18 protein-coding genes are annotated in these 17,286 nt (G+C 40.9%); 15 read left to right on the forward strand and 3 right to left on the reverse strand.

What is annotated here, in order from left to right; translation table 11 throughout:
- The first annotated feature begins 17 nt into the window (after positions 1-17).
- From JNO66_RS16645 to JNO66_RS16695, 11 genes are all read left to right on the forward strand, one after another.
- The gene (locus tag JNO66_RS16645; RefSeq protein WP_203090102.1) at positions 18-620 is read left to right on the forward strand and encodes an SCO family protein; all 603 of its coding nucleotides are present in this window, start codon (positions 18-20) and stop codon (positions 618-620) included.
- A 223-nt stretch (positions 621-843) separates the two neighbouring features.
- The gene (argC, locus tag JNO66_RS16650) at positions 844-1,881 is read left to right on the forward strand and encodes an N-acetyl-gamma-glutamyl-phosphate reductase (protein WP_203090105.1); all 1,038 of its coding nucleotides are present in this window, start codon (positions 844-846) and stop codon (positions 1,879-1,881) included.
- 14 nt (positions 1,882-1,895) lie between these two features.
- Complete coding sequence (gene argJ, locus JNO66_RS16655; RefSeq protein ID WP_203090108.1) at positions 1,896-3,131, forward strand: bifunctional glutamate N-acetyltransferase/amino-acid acetyltransferase ArgJ; 1,236 nt, start codon at positions 1,896-1,898, stop codon at positions 3,129-3,131.
- A gap of 17 nt (positions 3,132-3,148) precedes the next feature.
- A complete protein-coding gene (gene argB / locus JNO66_RS16660; protein ID WP_203090112.1) occupies positions 3,149-3,931 on the forward strand; it encodes an acetylglutamate kinase in 783 nt (260 codons plus the stop codon).
- 21 nt (positions 3,932-3,952) lie between these two features.
- The gene (locus tag JNO66_RS16665) at positions 3,953-5,107 is read left to right on the forward strand and encodes an acetylornithine transaminase (protein WP_203090115.1); all 1,155 of its coding nucleotides are present in this window, start codon (positions 3,953-3,955) and stop codon (positions 5,105-5,107) included.
- Between the two features lie 64 nt (positions 5,108-5,171).
- Complete coding sequence (locus JNO66_RS16670) at positions 5,172-6,254, forward strand: carbamoyl phosphate synthase small subunit (RefSeq protein WP_203090118.1); 1,083 nt, start codon at positions 5,172-5,174, stop codon at positions 6,252-6,254.
- A complete protein-coding gene (locus JNO66_RS16675) occupies positions 6,247-9,390 on the forward strand; it encodes a carbamoyl phosphate synthase large subunit (RefSeq protein WP_203090121.1) in 3,144 nt (1,047 codons plus the stop codon). Before JNO66_RS16670 ends, JNO66_RS16675 begins: the two co-directional genes overlap by 8 nt.
- Positions 9,391-9,408: 18 nt before the next feature.
- Entirely contained in the window at positions 9,409-10,359 is a 951-nt protein-coding gene (argF, locus tag JNO66_RS16680) for an ornithine carbamoyltransferase (RefSeq protein WP_203090124.1), read from the forward strand.
- Between the two features lie 52 nt (positions 10,360-10,411).
- The gene (locus JNO66_RS16685) at positions 10,412-10,597 is read left to right on the forward strand and encodes a YjzC family protein (RefSeq protein ID WP_203090273.1); all 186 of its coding nucleotides are present in this window, start codon (positions 10,412-10,414) and stop codon (positions 10,595-10,597) included.
- 205 nt (positions 10,598-10,802) lie between these two features.
- Entirely contained in the window at positions 10,803-11,546 is a 744-nt protein-coding gene (locus JNO66_RS16690; protein WP_203090127.1) for a hypothetical protein, read from the forward strand.
- A gap of 49 nt (positions 11,547-11,595) precedes the next feature.
- The gene (locus JNO66_RS16695; RefSeq protein ID WP_203090129.1) at positions 11,596-12,492 is read left to right on the forward strand and encodes an NAD-dependent epimerase/dehydratase family protein; all 897 of its coding nucleotides are present in this window, start codon (positions 11,596-11,598) and stop codon (positions 12,490-12,492) included.
- A 1-nt stretch (position 12,493) separates the two neighbouring features.
- Here the strand turns inward: JNO66_RS16695 and JNO66_RS16700 are convergent, their stop codons facing one another.
- Both JNO66_RS16700 and JNO66_RS16705 read right to left on the reverse strand, forming a co-directional pair.
- The gene (locus JNO66_RS16700) at positions 12,494-12,862 is read right to left on the reverse strand and encodes a VOC family protein (protein ID WP_203090131.1); all 369 of its coding nucleotides are present in this window, start codon (positions 12,860-12,862) and stop codon (positions 12,494-12,496) included.
- Between the two features lie 120 nt (positions 12,863-12,982).
- Positions 12,983-14,578 carry a peptide chain release factor 3 gene (locus JNO66_RS16705; RefSeq protein ID WP_203090133.1) on the reverse strand — a complete coding sequence of 532 codons (1,596 nt, stop codon included), beginning with the start codon at positions 14,576-14,578 and terminating at the stop codon, positions 12,983-12,985.
- Between the two features lie 182 nt (positions 14,579-14,760).
- Between JNO66_RS16705 and JNO66_RS16710 the strand changes: the two genes are divergently transcribed.
- From JNO66_RS16710 to JNO66_RS16720, 3 genes are all read left to right on the forward strand, one after another.
- Positions 14,761-14,964 (forward strand): hypothetical protein, encoded by a 204-nt coding sequence (locus JNO66_RS16710; RefSeq protein ID WP_203090134.1) that lies wholly within the window; start codon positions 14,761-14,763, stop codon positions 14,962-14,964.
- A gap of 339 nt (positions 14,965-15,303) precedes the next feature.
- Positions 15,304-15,474 (forward strand): ComZ family protein, encoded by a 171-nt coding sequence (locus JNO66_RS16715; RefSeq protein ID WP_276511930.1) that lies wholly within the window; start codon positions 15,304-15,306, stop codon positions 15,472-15,474.
- 60 nt (positions 15,475-15,534) lie between these two features.
- A complete protein-coding gene (locus JNO66_RS16720; protein ID WP_203090138.1) occupies positions 15,535-15,855 on the forward strand; it encodes a hypothetical protein in 321 nt (106 codons plus the stop codon).
- Between the two features lie 33 nt (positions 15,856-15,888).
- On the opposite strand, the gene JNO66_RS16725 is transcribed toward JNO66_RS16720, so the two are convergent.
- A complete protein-coding gene (locus JNO66_RS16725) occupies positions 15,889-16,158 on the reverse strand; it encodes a hypothetical protein (protein ID WP_203090140.1) in 270 nt (89 codons plus the stop codon).
- 189 nt (positions 16,159-16,347) lie between these two features.
- Between JNO66_RS16725 and JNO66_RS16730 the strand changes: the two genes are divergently transcribed.
- Entirely contained in the window at positions 16,348-17,286 is a 939-nt protein-coding gene (locus JNO66_RS16730) for a beta-ketoacyl-ACP synthase III (RefSeq protein ID WP_203090143.1), read from the forward strand.

Here is a 17,286-nt window from a genome sequence, read left to right on the forward strand (position 1 = left end):
TAGGAGAGACAAATTAAATGAAGTACGGATTGCTTGGTTTTTTAGTGCTAATGTTAACAGGATGCAGTTGGGTGTATGAAATAGGTGCCAAAGAAACGAATTCTACTTATGATATTAGTGAAGCTGGAATGGAGGTCACGAACCTTGAGTTTACAAATCAAGAGGGAGAAACGACTCAGGTTTCTGACTTTGAAGGCGATTACTGGCTTGCTAATATGATTTTTACTAATTGCTCAACGGTTTGTCCACTATTATCACCTAACCTACAAAATCTTCAAGCTGCTGCGATTGAAGAGGGACTTCCGGTAAAGGTCATTTCGTTTACAGTTGATCCAAATCAAGACAACCCAGAGCTTCTTAAGCAGTACGGGACAAACCTAGGTGTTGATTTTGAAACATGGACTTTCGCTACAGGCTACGAAGAAGAAGAGATTGTTCAATTTTCATTGGATTCTTTTAAGTCTCGTTTAGAGAAAGCAGAAGATAGTTCAGATATTTTGCATACAACCGCTTTTTTCCTGGTAGATCCTGAGGGCAATATTATTCGTAAGTACGATGGATTGGAAACAGATCAAGAAGAGTACATTGAAGATCTAGCGCAAGCGATCGAAACAAATTAAATATTTATACATCTTTAATGAATATTACACGTCTTTTCTAATGAAAAAAGAGCGTAACCCGATTAATACCAATCGAGTTACGCTCTTTTTCTATCTAGCGTAACAATCTTTTTTGGTCTTTCTTTAAAAATAAAATAAAAATACAGTTGAATTTATTTTTATTCATATTTATAATGAAACACAAGAGAAAATCAGAGAGATATAGAAACGGAGCGGGAGCTAGATGAGAATAGGAATTGTTGGAGCTACAGGCTATGGCGGGGCAGAGCTTCTCCGCTTATTGAAGAACCATCCAAAAGTAAAAGATATTCATCTATATACATCTTCTAAAGACGGCGTACATATTAGTGATTCGTATCCTCATTTAACCGATGTGTACAATTTAACATTAAAAGCATTTGATCCAGACGTAGTGAGTCAAGAAACGGACTTAGTATTCATGGCTACACCACCCGGAGTATCAGCAGAAAGTACGGACCAGGTAGCAAAGAACGGAACAAAAGTCATTGATCTATCAGGTGATCTTAGGTTAGAGGACCCGGCTATTTACGAAAGCTGGTATAAGCGGAAGGCAGCAGATCAAAAAACAATTGATCTAGCAATCTATGGATTAAATGAATGGGCCAAAGAAGAGGTGCAATCAGCTGCTATCATAGCTAATCCTGGTTGTTACCCAACAGCTGCACTACTTGGATTGGCACCACTCGTTCAAAAAGATTTAGTGGTTCATAATTCAATTATTATTGATGCAAAAACAGGTACATCTGGCGCGGGAAGATCAACGTCATCGGCGACACACTTCAGTGAGATGAGTGAGAACTTTAAGATATACCAAGTAAATAGTCACAAGCATACACCGGAGATTGAGCAACAGCTTAAGCGCTGGAATGAGGGTATTGGTGCTATTACATTTCAAACGCACCTTGTACCAATGGTACGAGGTATTATGACAACCATGTATGTACAATTAAATGAATCTTTCAGTCAAGAGCAGTTACATCAATTATACAATGACGTGTATAAAGACTCACCGTTTGTACGAATCCGAAAAGAAAATCACTATCCAGCCACAAGAGAAGTATATGGAAGTAACTATTGTGATATTGGATTATCTTATGATGAACGAACGGGGAGAGCAACGATCGTATCTGTAATTGATAACATGGTCAAGGGTGCAGCAGGTCAAGCGATTCAAAATATGAACGTAATGAACGGTTGGGATGAGACAACAGGGCTTGATGTCGTTCCTGTTTATCCATAAAGGGGAGTAGAAAGATGAGTTTAACCAAACAAACAGACCAAGTGAAACAGATCGAGACAGGGTCCATTCTTACACCAAAAGGCTTTCAGGCAGCAGGCATTCATGCTGGTTTAAAACGGAAGCGCAAAGACCTTGGAGCCATTTTATGTGAGGTGCCAGCTAGTGTTGCGGCTGTTTATACTCTTAATCAAATTCAAGCAGCACCACTTAAAGTGACTCAGGAATCGATCGCGGTAGAAAATAAAATCCAAGCATTAGTTGTGAATAGCGGAAATGCAAATGCATGTACAGGACAACGCGGGCTAAAGGATGCTTATACAATGCGTCATGCTTCAGCACAGCAATTTAACATCCCTGAGCATCTTGTAGCTGTTACTTCGACAGGTGTAATTGGTGAATATTTACCGATTGAAAAGATTACCGATGGAATCAAACAATTAGAGCCTACATCTATTGAAGGTGCGGCACAATCATTTAATGAAGCAATTCTAACAACGGATACAACAACGAAACAAACTTGCTTCCAAACAGTGATTGATGGTCAGACCATTTCTATTGGTGGTGTTGCTAAAGGATCAGGAATGATTCATCCAAACATGGCAACAATGCTTTCTTTTGTTACAACAGATGCTGTGATTGATTCGGTTGAGCTACAAAAAGCATTGTCTAGCATTACGAACCAGACATTTAACCGCATTACAGTAGATGGTGATACATCAACAAATGATATGGCCGTGGTTATGGCTTCAGGACTTGCAGGGAACAATACACTAACGCCAAATCACCCCGATTGGTCCTCCTTTTACGAAGCATTAAAGCTTGCTTGTGAATCTCTTTCAAAGCAAATTGCACGTGACGGTGAAGGAGCAACCAAGCTAATTGAAGTCCAGGTCAACGGTGCCTTAAATGACGAGGAAGCGGGAAAGGTTGCCAAGCAAATTGTTGGCTCAGACCTCGTAAAATCAGCTGTATTCGGTAAGGATGCAAACTGGGGAAGAATCATTTGTGCGATTGGTTACAGTGAATGCAAAATTAACCCTGAAACGATTGATATCGCAATTGGAAGCACAATGACACTCCTGCAAAGCCAGCCACTTGTTTTCTCAGAGGAACAAGCAACTGCTTACATGACAGATGAGGATACGGTTGTTATTAACGTTGATTTACACGTTGGAGAAGGGTTCGGAAAAGCATGGGGCTGTGATCTAACCTATGATTATGTTCGAATAAATGCAGGCTACCGCACATAAATGAGGAGGTGCAATCGATGTCTGGAATTGTTGTTATAAAATGTGGTGGAAGTACGTTAGAGCAATTGTCGGATGACTTCTTTCAAAGCATCTCAAAGCTTAAACAAGAAGGAAAGCATCCTGTTCTTGTTCATGGCGGAGGTCCTGACATTAATCAGATGCTTAAACAGCTTTCAATTGAAAGTGAATTTGTAGATGGACTTAGAAAAACGACCTCAGTCGTTTTGGATACGGTAGAAATGGTCTTATGTGGACGAGTAAATAAACAGCTAGTGAAGCGGACGCAGGAAGGTGAAGGATTAGCGATTGGGTTAGCTGGATGTGATGCGAATCTGTTGATGGTTAAACCAGTGAATGTTGAGAAGCTAGGATATGTCGGTGAGCCAATTGAAGTGAATGCTGATCTTATTCATACATTAATTGATCAACAGTTGATCCCGGTTATTGCTCCTATTGGAGTAGACGAGAACGGCACACATTTTAATGTGAATGCTGACACAGCAGCTGGAGCGATTGCAGAAGCACTTGGAGCAAACGAATTAATCTTTGTGACAGATGTAGATGGCATTTTAAAAGACGGTGCAGCGCTTGCGACAGTCACGGAAGAGGAAGTTCATCAGTTCATTCAAAATGGGGTGATATATGGAGGTATGATTCCAAAGGTTCGTGCAGCTTTGCATAGCTTAAAAGGATCCCTTCCATTTGTGCGAATTGTGAACGGAAAGCACGCTGTCTTTTCTGCTGGAAATGGATTGTCGGGTACAAAAATAGTAAAACAGACTGCACCAACGGTTTCCTAAAAAATAGAGAGAAGGGATCATATGAGTTCATTATTTCCAACTTATCAAAGATGGGATGTCCATGTTAAGTCAGGAAAGGGCACCACATTAGTCGATACAAATGATAAAGAATACCTGGACTTTATCGGCGGAATTGCTGTATGTAATCTTGGTCACTGTCATCCAACGATTGTTGATGCTTTAAAAAAACAAGCTGAGCAGTTATGGCATGTCTCAAATTTGTTTGAGATTGACGGTCAGGAACAAGCAGCTTCAGTCCTAGCGGAAAATAGTGGCGGTGACTATGTATTTTTCTGTAACAGTGGAACAGAGGCTAACGAAGCTGCCATTAAGCTAGCTCGTAAACACACAGGCAAACAACATATTATCAGCTTAAAGAACTCATTCCATGGTCGTACGCTAGGAAGCATGGCCGCAACTGGTCAGGCGAAAATCCATGAAGGATACGGCACGATGTTAGAGAGCTTCAGCTATGCAGATTTGAATGACCTTGAGTCTGTTAAAAGCCTAGTTACGGAAGAAACAGCAGCTGTGATGGTTGAGGTTGTTCAAGGTGAGGGCGGCGTCAGAGTGATGGACGCGACATTTGCAGAGGGTCTTCAAGCCTTATGTAACGAACATTCTCTACTTCTTATTGTAGACGAAGTACAAACTGGTATTGGGCGTACAGGGAAAGCATTTGGCTATGAACATTTTAATCTTTCGCCAGATATTATTACTGTTGCGAAAGGACTTGGAAATGGGTTTCCTGTCGGTGCGTTGATTGGTAAAGCTCACTTAAAATCAGCGTTTCAACCAGGAAGTCACGGTTCAACATTTGGGGGAAATCCACTTGCAATGGCTGTTGTGAATGCGGTACTCACAGAAGTCTTTAATGAGTCTTTCTTAAATGAAGTAGTGAATAAAGGGAAAGCTTTTGAAAACTATTTGAACGAAGCTCTGAACGGATCACCAGTTGTCAAGGAAGTTCGTGGATTAGGACTAATTGCTGGAATAGAGTGTCACGCGCCAGTAGTGGACTACATCACCAAAGCTAGAGAAAAGGGGTTGTTGGTTTTACCAGCTGGACCAAATGTCATTCGCTTGTTGCCACCACTTGTAGCAACTAACGAGGAACTAAAAAAAGCAGCGTTCATTCTTGCAGAAGTCGTTACTAATCAAAAAACCACCGTTTAGTGTGGTTATCATTGAATATTTACACAAAATTTAGATTAAATATACATGTAACAGGGAGGGTATCATGAAAGGCTACGTCGTACTTGAAACAGGGGAAACATTTAGCGGCCAATTATTTGGAGCAGAAGAAGGTAAAGATGTCCACGCAGAGATCGTCTTTTTTACAGGCATGACTGGCTATCAGGAAGTATTAAGTGATCCTTCCTTTAAAGGGCAAATGGTCGTGTTTACGTACCCGTTAATCGGTAATTACGGGATTAATCAATCTGACTTTGAAAGTCTTAAACCGCAAGCTGAGGCCTTACTTATTAGTGAATTAAATGAAACAGGACATCACTATGAGGCCAACCAACCTTTGTCAGATTGTCTTACCCAAGCAAAGATTCCTTATCTAACGGGAGTGGACACACGAGCAATTGTAAAGCGAATCCGAAAAAACGGAGATATGCGTGCAGTTCTAACGACAAATCCTGAAGCAGTTGATTTTAATGCATCGCTTCCACTTGGAGAGCAGGATGTTGTATCAACGGTAGCGGTAAAAGAAAAACAAACCTTTGGTTCTGGAGAACAGCATGTCGTACTTGTTGATTTTGGGTATAAAAAGTCTATTGTTGACGAGCTTGTAGCTAGTGGTAACCAAGTAACGGTTGTCCCTTATCATACATCCTTTGAAGCGATTGACGCATTAAAGCCAGATGGAATTTTACTTTCAAATGGGCCTGGAAATCCAAAGCAATTAACGTCATATATTCCGACAATCCGAAAAATGGCTGAACATTATCCGACGCTCGGTATTTGTTTAGGGCATCAGCTTTTAGCATTAGCTTTTGGTGGGAATACAGAAAAACTAAACTTTGGACATAGAGGGGCCAATCAACCAGTGATTGACCAGAAAACAAATAAAGTGTATATGACTTCTCAAAACCATAGCTATGTGGTGAATGAGACTTCGCTTACACAAACAGAGCTTCAAGCACGATTCTTTAATGTAAATGACGGTTCGATTGAAGGTCTTGAACATAAGTCATTGCCAGTATTATCGGTTCAATTCCATCCAGAAGCGCATCCTGGACCAAGTGACAGTGCAACATTATTTAACGTATTTAAAGAGATGATGAGTCAAGGGAGAGAAAGCTTGTATGTATAAGAAAGGCGATCTGCAGTCGGTATTAGTCATAGGTTCTGGTCCCATCGTTATCGGGCAGGCTGCGGAATTTGATTATGCCGGCACACAAGCGTGTATGGCGCTAAGAGAAGAAGGCATTAAAGTCATTTTAGCGAATAACAACCCGGCAACGGTCATGACAGATGATGCATGTGCGGATGTTGTTTATTTTGAACCACTAACGGTTGAAAGCATTGAAGCAATCATAAAAAAAGAAAAACCAGATGGCTTACTTGCTACACTTGGTGGCCAAACGGGGCTAAACTTAGCACTTGAATTACATGATTCAGGAATTCTTGCTGCAAACGATGTTGAGCTTTTAGGAACGCCAATTGATTCCATTAAAAAGGGAGAGGATCGGGATTTGTTCCGCTCATTAATGAATGAGTTAAACGAACCTGTACCTGAAAGTGAGATTGTCACAACAGCTGAAGAAGCTTTAGCATTTGCGGATAAAGTTGGATATCCGATTATTGTTAGACCTGCTTATACTTTAGGTGGAGCAGGTGGAGGAATTGCTAAAGATCAAGGCGCTCTCGCTCAAATTGTTGAAGGTGGTCTTGACTTAAGTCCAATCAATCAGTGCTTAATTGAGAAGAGTATTGCAGGCTTTAAAGAGATTGAATATGAAGTAATGCGTGATGCGAATGACACATGTATTACTGTATGTAATATGGAGAACATTGATCCTGTTGGTGTGCATACTGGGGATTCGATTGTTGTCGCTCCTTCACAGACATTAACGGATGTTGAGTATCAAATGTTACGCTCTGTATCTGTAAAAATTATCAGAGCACTAGGAATCGTTGGTGGGTGCAACATTCAATTCGCGCTTGATCCGAATAGTAAGCAATACTATTTAATTGAGGTTAACCCACGCGTAAGCCGTTCCTCTGCACTTGCGTCAAAGGCAACAGGTTATCCAATTGCCAGAATGGCTGCCAAACTAAGTATTGGTTACTTGCTTCATGAACTTAAAAACCCAGTAACCGGTCATACGTATGCGAGCTTTGAGCCAGCACTTGATTATGTCGTGGTTAAGTTTCCACGTTGGCCGTTTGATAAGTTCACACAAGCCAATCGTTTGTTAGGTACACAAATGAAGGCAACAGGTGAAGTCATGGCCATCGAGCGCCATTTAGAAGCAGCTTTGCAAAAAGCCATACGCTCTCTTGAGTTAAAAACCTCAGGACTTTCGTTAAATGCCTTAGCGAACTGGACCACTGAGCAGCATTGGCAGGTTGTAAAAGAAGCGGACGACCGTAGATTCTTTTCTATGCTTGAGCTCCTTAGACAAGGTGTAACGGTTGAAGAGATGGCTAGTGCGACAGGCATTAACACATATTTCCTTCAAGCGTATGCCCGTCTAGTGAAAGCGGAAAATGAAATTAAAGAAACGTCGCTTACAAGCGTCTTAAAAGAAGAGCTTTTACAGTACAAGAAGCTAGGCTTTACAGATCCTCATTTAGCAGACAGCTGGCATGTTGAAGAGTCTGAAGTAAGAGAGCTACGTAAAAGCTATGACTTACAGCCTTCTTATAAGATGGTAGACACATGTGCTGGAGAGTTTGCAGCGTCCACCGCTTATTATTATTCAAGCTGGGACGGAGAGAATGAAGCCATTCCTTCCTCAAACAAGAAGATCTTAATTCTAGGTTCTGGTCCTATTCGAATTGGGCAAGGAATTGAGTTTGACTACTGTTCCGTTCATGGTGCATATAGCCTGCGAAAGTTAGGGTACGAAACGATAATCATGAACAACAACCCTGAAACAGTGAGTACGGATTATGTGACTGCAGATCGTCTTTATTTTGAGCCGCTGACGGTTGAAGACGTGCTAGCAGTAGTAGACCATGAAAATGTTGAGGGTGTGATCATTCAGCTTGGGGGTCAAACGGCTATTTCCCTTTTAGAGGGTCTAGAAGCTGCAGGCGTGCACGTCTTCGGAACAAGTTTTGATACAATTGATATGCTTGAAGACCGTGGCCGTTTCTACAGCTTTATGAATGATGTACACGTTCCGCATATTCCAGGGCAAACAGCTGACTCAAAAGAAGACGCTCTAGCGCGTGCCAAAAAGCTAGGCTATCCTTTATTAATTCGTCCATCTTACGTGATTGGCGGACAGGGGATGCTCATATGTACAACAGAAGAAGAACTTAAAGCATATTTGAATAAAGAAGAAACCGTTCTTTATCCTTTACTATTAGACGCATACTATTCTGGAAAAGAACTTGAGGTAGATGTGCTGACAGACGGTTCCGATGTCTATATAGCTGGTATCTTTGAGCATGTTGAAAAAGCAGGTGTACATTCAGGAGACAGTATGGCAGTAACGCCGCCGTTTTCATTATCAGATGAAGTGAAAGCAACGATTTTGGCTTATACGAAACAAATTGCAAATGGGATGAATTTTAAAGGAATCTTTAATGTTCAATTTGTTTTGTACCAAAATCAGTTATACGTAATTGAGATTAATCCACGTGCATCAAGAACGGTTCCTATTTTCAGTAAGGTTACCGGAGTTCAACTCATTGATGGAACGGTCCAGCTGCTTCTAGGCTCAAGTATTAATGAACTAGGATTAACACCTGGATTTGCGCCTGAGCAATCGTTCTTTACAGTCAAAGCACCTGTATTCTCTTACTTAAAATTATCTGGACTCGATCCTTTACTTGAAGCAGAGATGAAATCTACAGGTGAATTAATTAGTATTAGCACATCACTTCCTGAGGCTTACAAAAAAGCTTTTGCTTGGGCTCAAGGACAAAAACCAGCGTTGTATCAGTCAAAAGGCTTGGTCTATGTCGACATTCATTCGGATTATGAAGAACAGTTTGAGACATACCAACAGCTTTTAGAACAGCACGGGTTCACAGTTGTGCGTGATGAGTTTGAGCAGTGGCTTAATCAAAAAGAGGCTATCGCTCTAATCAGTCTTCCGAAACCTGGTTTCAAAGAAGGGAAAGAAGAGCGGATTGCTGCACTTGGAAAACGTCTAACGGTGATTACAGAATTAAATACGCTCGATGTTATGCTTCAAGGACGTACGGCTGATTCAAATACGTTGTTCTCGCTCCAGGAATGGATGCAAAACGATCAAATTCCCGTTTCTTAAAAGGGAGAAGGAGAAAACATGTCACAGACTACTGAAATATCAGCTCACACATTAACAGGCCGTGATTTTCTAACGTTGTTTGATTACACTCCAGATGAGATCAAGCAGTTGCTTCAATCGGCTAAGTCTTTTAAAGAGAACCCCGAGACAAAAAAAGGGGTTCTCGCAGATAAATCACTTGGTATGATCTTTGAGAATTCTTCAACTCGTACACGTGTTTCGTTTGAAGTCGGTTTAACACAAATGGGAGGTCACGCATTGTTTTTAAGTCCGCGTGATCTGCAAATCGGCAGAGGTGAACCAGTAAGGGACACGGCTCAGGTTCTTTCACGTTATCTTGATGCCATTATGATTCGTACGAATTCACATGAGCTTGTTGAAGAATTTGCCCATTATGCTACGGTGCCGGTAATTAATGCATTAACAGATGCGTACCACCCATGTCAAGCTGTGGCAGATCTTCTGACTATTCTTGAGCATAAACAAACGCTTGCAGGGCTTAAGCTTGCTTACTTTGGTGATGGAAACAATGTCGCGCACTCCCTTTTAGTGGCAGGAGCGAAGATGGGAATGCATGTTGTATTAGCTACTCCAGATGAACATAAAGCAGATCAGGAGATAGTGGCAAGAGTACGTGAGATTGCCAAGCAGACTGGTGCGATTATTGAAGAGACAAACGATCCTGCCGCGGCAGCAAAAGAAGCTGATGTGATTTATACCGATGTGTGGGCTAGCATGGGCTTTGAAGCAGAACAAACAACTAGAGAGCAATCACTAGCCAAATACCAGGTGAATGAAGCTCTCCTCACATCAGCGAAAGAGGACTATATGTTCTTACACTGTCTTCCTGCTCACCGCGGAGAAGAAGTAACTTCCGGCGTGATTGATGGAAAGCATTCATTTGTCTATGATCAAGCAGAAAATCGCCTTCATGCACAGCAAGCGATTCTAGCTGCTTTAATTGGTTAAACCTTCTGCATGCATAACGGCTTAAGAAGGGCATACTAACCAAGAGGAGGGGATTCTTTTGGGACAAAGTCGTCAATTTATTGCGGGGCAAAAAGCACCCAATAATGGAATTTATGTTGAAATTGGTGAAACAGGTAGTACCGTTAATGCACCACAATCTGTTCAGTTAAAAGCTGGTGACACCTTTCCAGAATTAACAAACCAGGATCGCAAATGGACGTACAAACGAAAACCATAACCTCTTGTAAAACCCTAGTAAAAGGATCACTCTTTTACTAGGGTTTTTTAGTGGACAAATTCTAATTAATTGGTTTTCTGCATAATGGATAGATAAGAGAAAAAAGGGGGAGAGCTGTCCCTATTTCTTAGATAGGTGGTCCACAATGGTTCACGGATGCATACGCTAACCAGAGCAATAAGTGTCATGATTAGGAGAATGCACGATGGTTGACGTACGATATTTTAAGTGGAAGGGCAAATGGAATGTTAAATTTCTTCCTGAACAGCCGAATGGCTTTGCTGTTTATTTGTTAAGTGGACAAAATGGAACGGTTGAAGAGTCAAGCTGTATTTGGGAGAATCACCCTGAGAAAAGGCAGTTTCTTGATTATTTACTTGCTAGTGGATACACCGTTTTTACATCGGAGTTAGATCCAAAGCAATGGGGAAACGAAGCTGCAAGTACGTATTGCGAACAGCTTGTCCAGCACCTTCTTAAAACAGAGATCTTAAACAAACACATTCACCTGTTAGCTGAAGGAACGGGAGCTATCACTGCTTTAAAATTAGTTTCACGAGGTCGAACGGCTATCCGGTCTATGTTGTTTTTTAACCCTTGTATTTATTTAGAAGCTTATTATGAATTTGAGTGTCAGAACAAGCTGTATTATAAAAAATTAAAGCATGAATTATCTCAAGCGTATGGAGTAAAGCCAGAACGAATTAATCATCAATGGGTTCGTCATATTTCAAACCCACCGCTTCATAAAGTGTGGCCGCCTCTTCTGTTAATTCACCAAGTAAATGAAAGGCGGTACCCTCTCCCTAATCATTCAAGAAAACTAGAGGGAGACCTGTTAAGGCTCAAGCAGTCCGTGCAATTAAAGCTTTTTAGCTCAACAAGACGTTTCGATGCGATTAGTGAACCAACTGTTCAGTTCTTTCAGAAACACGAACGGATTTTATGACCCTCTTTGTTCAACAGAGAGGGTCAAAGCTATTGAAAGGAGAATGTATGTGCGAAAGGCTGTTGTTCTTGGAGGCTTAGGTTTTCTTGGATACCATATTTGTCAGGAGCTTTTAGAGAATAGCGTGGAGGTGGTTTGTGTTGAGAAACAAGATCCACGTGAAAACCTAATGATGGATGAAAAGTTGTTGTACATGGGGCGTAACGCCTCGTTTGAATGGATACAAGGAGATTTGGATCATGAAGACGAAAGGTTGTTTGCATTAATATCAGAAGCAGATACTGTCTATCATATGGCATCGCCTGTTTCCCTTGAAAGCAAATGGCAATTAAAAAATCAAACGGTTCAGCAAGCGACAAAGTGGATTCAAACCATTAGTCAATCAATGAAAAAGGAAGCGATGGTGGTTTTTCCATCCACCGTTGAAGTTTATGGAGACGTTCCAGGTCTTATCACAGAAGAAACGCCGCCACAACCGACTTCACCGTATGGACTCATTAAATATGAGCTCGAGCAAAGCATTATAAAAGAAGCAAATGCACACCAACTGAGATATTTGATTCTTCGATTACCAACGGTGTATGGACCGTGGCAACGAGCTGATATGACATTTGCTCAATTACTAAATCATGAGGACGACATCTATAAAGATCGATCGACATTAGATGCTCTTTATGTGACAGATGTTGCAAAAGGATTTGTTCACGCTGCAATCCAAAGAGATCAATCTGGTGTTTATCATTTAACTTCTGGAAAACGTGACCAATGGTTTATTGGAGCGAGATTACTTGGAGCAAGAGAAGACCTTTTAAAAGAGTCTCAAACAAGGTCCTCACTCTCTCCAAAAAAGGCAGAAGAACAATTACAATTTAGGGCGTCAGTCCCAATTGAAGAGGGAATACGACTACAGGAAGAGCATGTTCAAAGACGGAATAGATTAAGATAGCTTATTTTTTCTGCAGGATTTCAATTCGATTTTGGAAGGGATCAAAAACGTAAAAGCGTTTATAGCCTGGATAACGCGTATCAAATTCTACTTTTACGCCAAACGTTTCGAGGTGCAGGACGATGGCTTCAAGGTCCTCTGTGTAAAACGCAGGATGAGCTTTTTCGGCAGGAACAAACGGTGTTTCAATCCCAATATGTAAAGAAATATCTCCTTGCTCAAACCAACATCCGCCGTTTTTCTTCATTTCAGCAGGCTTTTCCACTTCAGTAAATCCTAGTACCTTTGTGTAAAACGCTCGAGCCTCATCTTCGGATCCAATAGGTGCAGCTAATTGTACGTGGTGAATCTGTTTTAAGAAAGTGCTCATATAAATTCCTCCTTTTTCTTACATTGTACATGTGGAGTATTGCAATTTGAGTAGAATCTTGTCGATAAAGCAAAAAACCTAAAGCATCCGGTTGAAGCCGGCTCTTTAGGTTTTTTATTCTTACTCTTCAGCTTTGAAGAATGAGTTCTCATGGAAGGTAAGCTCTGGATATTTCTCCTGCGCTGTACGCATTTGAAATTCATTTTCAAATAACGCAACAATTCTAGAATCACGATCTGTTACTAAGTTTTTCTGGGCTTTCTTAAATTTCTCAAATGCTTCAACTGGTCCAACAACCCAACGAGCAAAGGTAAATGGAAGACGGTCCAGTTGAATATCTACGTGATATTCGCTTTTTAATCGTTGCTCTAATACTTCAAACTGAAGCACACCAACTACACCAACAATTTGTTGTTCTGCAAAACGATTATACGTCTTAAACAGCTGAATGGCTCCTTCTTCAGTTAACTGATGAATGCCTTTTTCAAAGGATTTATGCTTTAGCGCTTCTTTAACAGAAATGGCACTAAAGTGCTCTGGAGAGAAGTGAGGCATCTCTGCAAATTCAAAAGTATCTCCCTCAACAAGTGTATCTCCAATACGTAGGTTTCCTGGATCAAACAACCCAAGGATATCTCCTGCGTACGCTTCTTCTACAATACTTCTTGATTGAGCAAGTAATTGTGTTGGTTGAGCCAGCTTCATGTTTTTACCGATCCGAACATGCTTAACGGTCATCCCCCGTTCAAACTTTCCGGAAGTGATACGTAAAAATGCAATTCGGTCACGGTGAGCAGGGTTCATATTTGCCTGAATCTTAAAGATGAACCCAGAGAATTTCTCATGCTCAAGTGGATCAATCATACCTTTTGAGCTCTCGCGAGGAACTGGGCTAGGTGCGAGAGTTAACATATGCTCAAGATACGTTTGTACACCAAAGCTTGATACAGCACTTCCGAAGAACATGGGTGTAAGCTCGCCTTTAGCAATAAGCTCGGCATCGTATTCATCACCTGCAACATCTAGAAGCTCAATTTCTTCACGGAATTGGGCAACGAGCTGCTCATCGTTAATTGCCTCATCCAATTTAGGGTCATCTGGCCCTGTTAATTGGATAACATCGATGTCTTTTGGATTCTTAGGGTTATATAACTCTAATTTCTTTTCATGACGGTCATATACTCCAGAGAACGATTGACCCATACCAATTGGCCAACCCATTGGATAGGAACGAATACCAAGTAAGTCCTCAAGCTCTTCCATTAATTCAAATGGATCACGACCTTGACGATCCAATTTATTCATAAATGTAAAGATGGGAATGCCACGCATCCGACATACTTTAAAAAGCTTCTTTGTTTGTGCCTCTACCCCTTTGGCAGCATCAATTAGCATCGTTGCTGAATCGGCAGCTGTTAGCGTCCGATACGTATCTTCACTGAAATCCTGGTGACCAGGGGTATCTAATATATTGACATTATATCCATCATACTCAAACTCAAGCACAGAACTCGTTACTGAGATTCCACGCTGTTTCTCAATCTCCATCCAGTCACTCACTGCATGCTTACTGTTTTTGCGACCTTTTACGGTACCAGCTTCCCTGATGGCTCCACCAAATAACAAGAGTTTCTCTGTTAACGTGGTTTTCCCGGCATCGGGGTGAGAGATGATGGCAAATGTACGTCTTGTTTTCACCGATTCTTTATAATTCATGATCCGTCCTCATTTCTATCAGTTGGGCCTATTTCATTCCTATGCACACTGCCCTCTATTATAGCAATAATTGAGAGTGAATTCATCTGAAGTTTAAGATTCCTCATTTTAGTGAAACTCATCTATAGGCTCTCTCGTATTTAGAAGGGGAGTAGTGAACAAAAAGATTGGAGAGATGAGACATGCACGACTTTATTATTACATTCGAATTCGAGAATTCAAGTTCAAAACAAATTATGATTTCAAAAGAATCCTATCAACAATTAGAAGACGAGATCACTCAGGCCCAAGGAAACTGGTGGACCATTAAAGGAGAAATCGTTAATCTCTCTAAAGTAATGAGCGTTAAAATTGTGGATCTGACTGAGCAACGAGGGTTGAGTTAAGGAAGGTTAATTTAGTTCTAGTTTATTATGAACTACAAAAGACTAATGATTCTAACCGAGTCATTAGTCTTAAAGCTGTAAACTAGCGAAGGGAGAACCGTAGACTCCAACGGATACAGTACGCGGTGAAGACTCTGTAGCGGTGAACTTCCGCGTAAGAGGCTGAGGCCGTACCCGTGGAAAGCGGAGGATTCTCCCGGAGCGGATTTGCTCAAAGAAATGTATTATTACTCTATATAGAAACGACTGACCTTAAAACTTGCGATTCACAAACTCACATAGTATCTTTGTATAGAAAATAATGACCGAGGTGAGGGCATGACGAATCCAGAGCTTAATATGAAATTAATGCAGATTGCAATGAAGCATCTTCCTGAAGGACAAGCGTTTTTCCAAGAAAAAGGAATTGAACTAGGTTTTGAAGATTTACAGCCGATGATGGAGCTTTTTCTAAAAGTGATGACAGAAGCGTATGAGTTAGGAAAAGAAGAAGCAGACAACAACGAATAAATATATGAGACTCGAGCGGTAGACGTTTTGAGTCTTTTTCTATAGAAAGGATGGAGCTTGATGGATAAAGAAGCGAAGTTAAAAGCGCTTGGCGAGGAAATGAAAAAGGGAATAGAACTAATAAGAGATAAGAAAGATAAAGAAGGACTGGAAAAGCTTCAACCATTTGCAGAAATCATGAGAGCTGGAGATGCAAAGCAAATGCGTGTATTTGTATATATCGGATTAGCTCAGCTTAGACTACATGACATTGAAGGATTTCTTCAGACATATGAAGACGTTCAAACGATTACGCCAGCCAATGAAAAAGAAGCCCATTTGAAAAAAGAGATGGAAGAATGGTTTCATCTATTAATGGAACGTATGGCAGGTGACGAATAAAAAAAAGAGGAATCGTATCCTCGGATTATCGATTCACTCTTTATGATCATCTGTCTTTGACTCAGACGACCATTTTTTTAGTTTTTTTGAAAGGTACGATTTAGCAGCTGTTGCAACTGGTGCAAATTGTTCAAGTACGGGGCCAAGTGCTTGCACGAGTTCAATGACTTGTTCAATTTGATTGGCCTCTTGCTTTGTTTCTGTCTCTTTCTTTTCCGCTTTAGGTGGTTCGGGTCTTCGTCCAAACATCATGTTTGAAAAGAAATCACCTTGATTCTCACGTTTGTTGTCTTGTTCACTCACAAAAAATCATCTCCTCCCTTTACTGTATGTATAAAAGAGCCTGATGTGTAGGGGTATTCGCCCCTTTGCATTGAATCTGAGCGCAGGTTCAGTCTAGACAGAAAGCAAAGTTTACAGTAAAATTAGTATCAGGTACTAAGAATTTGTCGAAACATCGAGCGAGCGCTCGTTGTGAGAGGAGAAAGCGACATGACGAATGCGGGAATACTGGGAATGGGTAGTTATATTCCAGAGCAAATTTTTACAAACGCGGATTTTGAGAAAGTTTTAGATACATCTGACGAGTGGATTCGTACAAGAACGGGAATAGAGGAACGTCGATTTGCTGGAGACGATGTAAAAACGTCTGATATGGCATATGAATCAGCTGTTAAGGCATTAGATCAAGCGAATGTGAAGGCTGAAGAGATTGACTTAATTCTAGTCGCAACCGTCACACCGGATATGGCTTTTCCTACAGTATCCACCCTTGTTCAAAAGAGATTAGGTGCAGTAAATGCTTCTGCAATGGACATCAGTGCAGCATGTGCAGGATTTATCTATGGAATTGTCACAGCGCAACAGTTCATTGAGAATGGTGCCTATAAGAATGTTTTAGTAATAGGTGTAGAAAAGCTTTCTACAATTACAGATATGTCCGATCGAAACACAGCTGTTTTGTTTGGTGATGGATCTGGTGCAGCTGTTGTTGGCCCTGTGTCAGAAGGAAAAGGAATTTTATCCTTTGATCTGGGCTCTGATGGCGGAGGCGCAATGCACATTAACAAACAAGGCGAGTTCATGGAAATGAACGGGCGCGAGGTATTTAAATTCGCTGTAAGACAAATGGGTGAGTCTTCTTTAAAAGTAATTGATAAAGCGGGTTTAACAAAGGAAGACGTGGATTACCTTATTCCACACCAAGCAAATATTCGAATTATGGAATCAGCACGTGAAAAATTAGATTTACCAGTTGATAAAATGTCTGTCACTGTTAAAAAATACGGAAATACATCTTCTGCTTCTATTCCAATGGCATTAGTCGATGAATTAGATGAAGGCAAGATTAAAGACGGAGATGTCGTTGTGCTAGTTGGATTTGGTGCAGGTTTAGTCTGGGGCGCTGTGGCGCTTCGCTGGGGTAGATAA

Source organism: Alkalicoccobacillus gibsonii (assembly GCF_016798245.1).
In the GTDB taxonomy this organism is placed as follows: domain Bacteria; phylum Bacillota; class Bacilli; order Bacillales; family Bacillaceae_D; genus Alkalicoccobacillus; species Alkalicoccobacillus gibsonii.

Bases quoted from the DNA above. Each gene is read 5' to 3' on its own strand.
- JNO66_RS16645 (WP_203090102.1), top strand. From the start codon at position 18: ATGAAGTACGGATTGCTTGGTTTTTTAGTGCTAATGTTAACAGGATGC.
- argC (WP_203090105.1), top strand. From the start codon at position 844: ATGAGAATAGGAATTGTTGGAGCTACAGGCTATGGCGGGGCAGAGCTT.
- argJ (WP_203090108.1), top strand. From the start codon at position 1,896: ATGAGTTTAACCAAACAAACAGACCAAGTGAAACAGATCGAGACAGGG.
- argB (WP_203090112.1), top strand. From the start codon at position 3,149: ATGTCTGGAATTGTTGTTATAAAATGTGGTGGAAGTACGTTAGAGCAA.
- JNO66_RS16665 (WP_203090115.1), top strand. From the start codon at position 3,953: ATGAGTTCATTATTTCCAACTTATCAAAGATGGGATGTCCATGTTAAG.
- JNO66_RS16670 (WP_203090118.1), top strand. From the start codon at position 5,172: ATGAAAGGCTACGTCGTACTTGAAACAGGGGAAACATTTAGCGGCCAA.
- JNO66_RS16675 (WP_203090121.1), top strand. From the start codon at position 6,247: ATGTATAAGAAAGGCGATCTGCAGTCGGTATTAGTCATAGGTTCTGGT.
- argF (WP_203090124.1), top strand. From the start codon at position 9,409: ATGTCACAGACTACTGAAATATCAGCTCACACATTAACAGGCCGTGAT.
- JNO66_RS16690 (WP_203090127.1), top strand. From the start codon at position 10,803: ATGGTTGACGTACGATATTTTAAGTGGAAGGGCAAATGGAATGTTAAA.
- JNO66_RS16700 (WP_203090131.1), bottom strand. From the start codon at position 12,862: ATGAGCACTTTCTTAAAACAGATTCACCACGTACAATTAGCTGCACCT.
- JNO66_RS16705 (WP_203090133.1), bottom strand. From the start codon at position 14,578: ATGAATTATAAAGAATCGGTGAAAACAAGACGTACATTTGCCATCATC.
- JNO66_RS16710 (WP_203090134.1), top strand. From the start codon at position 14,761: ATGCACGACTTTATTATTACATTCGAATTCGAGAATTCAAGTTCAAAA.
- JNO66_RS16715 (WP_276511930.1), top strand. From the start codon at position 15,304: ATGAAATTAATGCAGATTGCAATGAAGCATCTTCCTGAAGGACAAGCG.
- JNO66_RS16720 (WP_203090138.1), top strand. From the start codon at position 15,535: ATGGATAAAGAAGCGAAGTTAAAAGCGCTTGGCGAGGAAATGAAAAAG.
- JNO66_RS16730 (WP_203090143.1), top strand. From the start codon at position 16,348: ATGACGAATGCGGGAATACTGGGAATGGGTAGTTATATTCCAGAGCAA.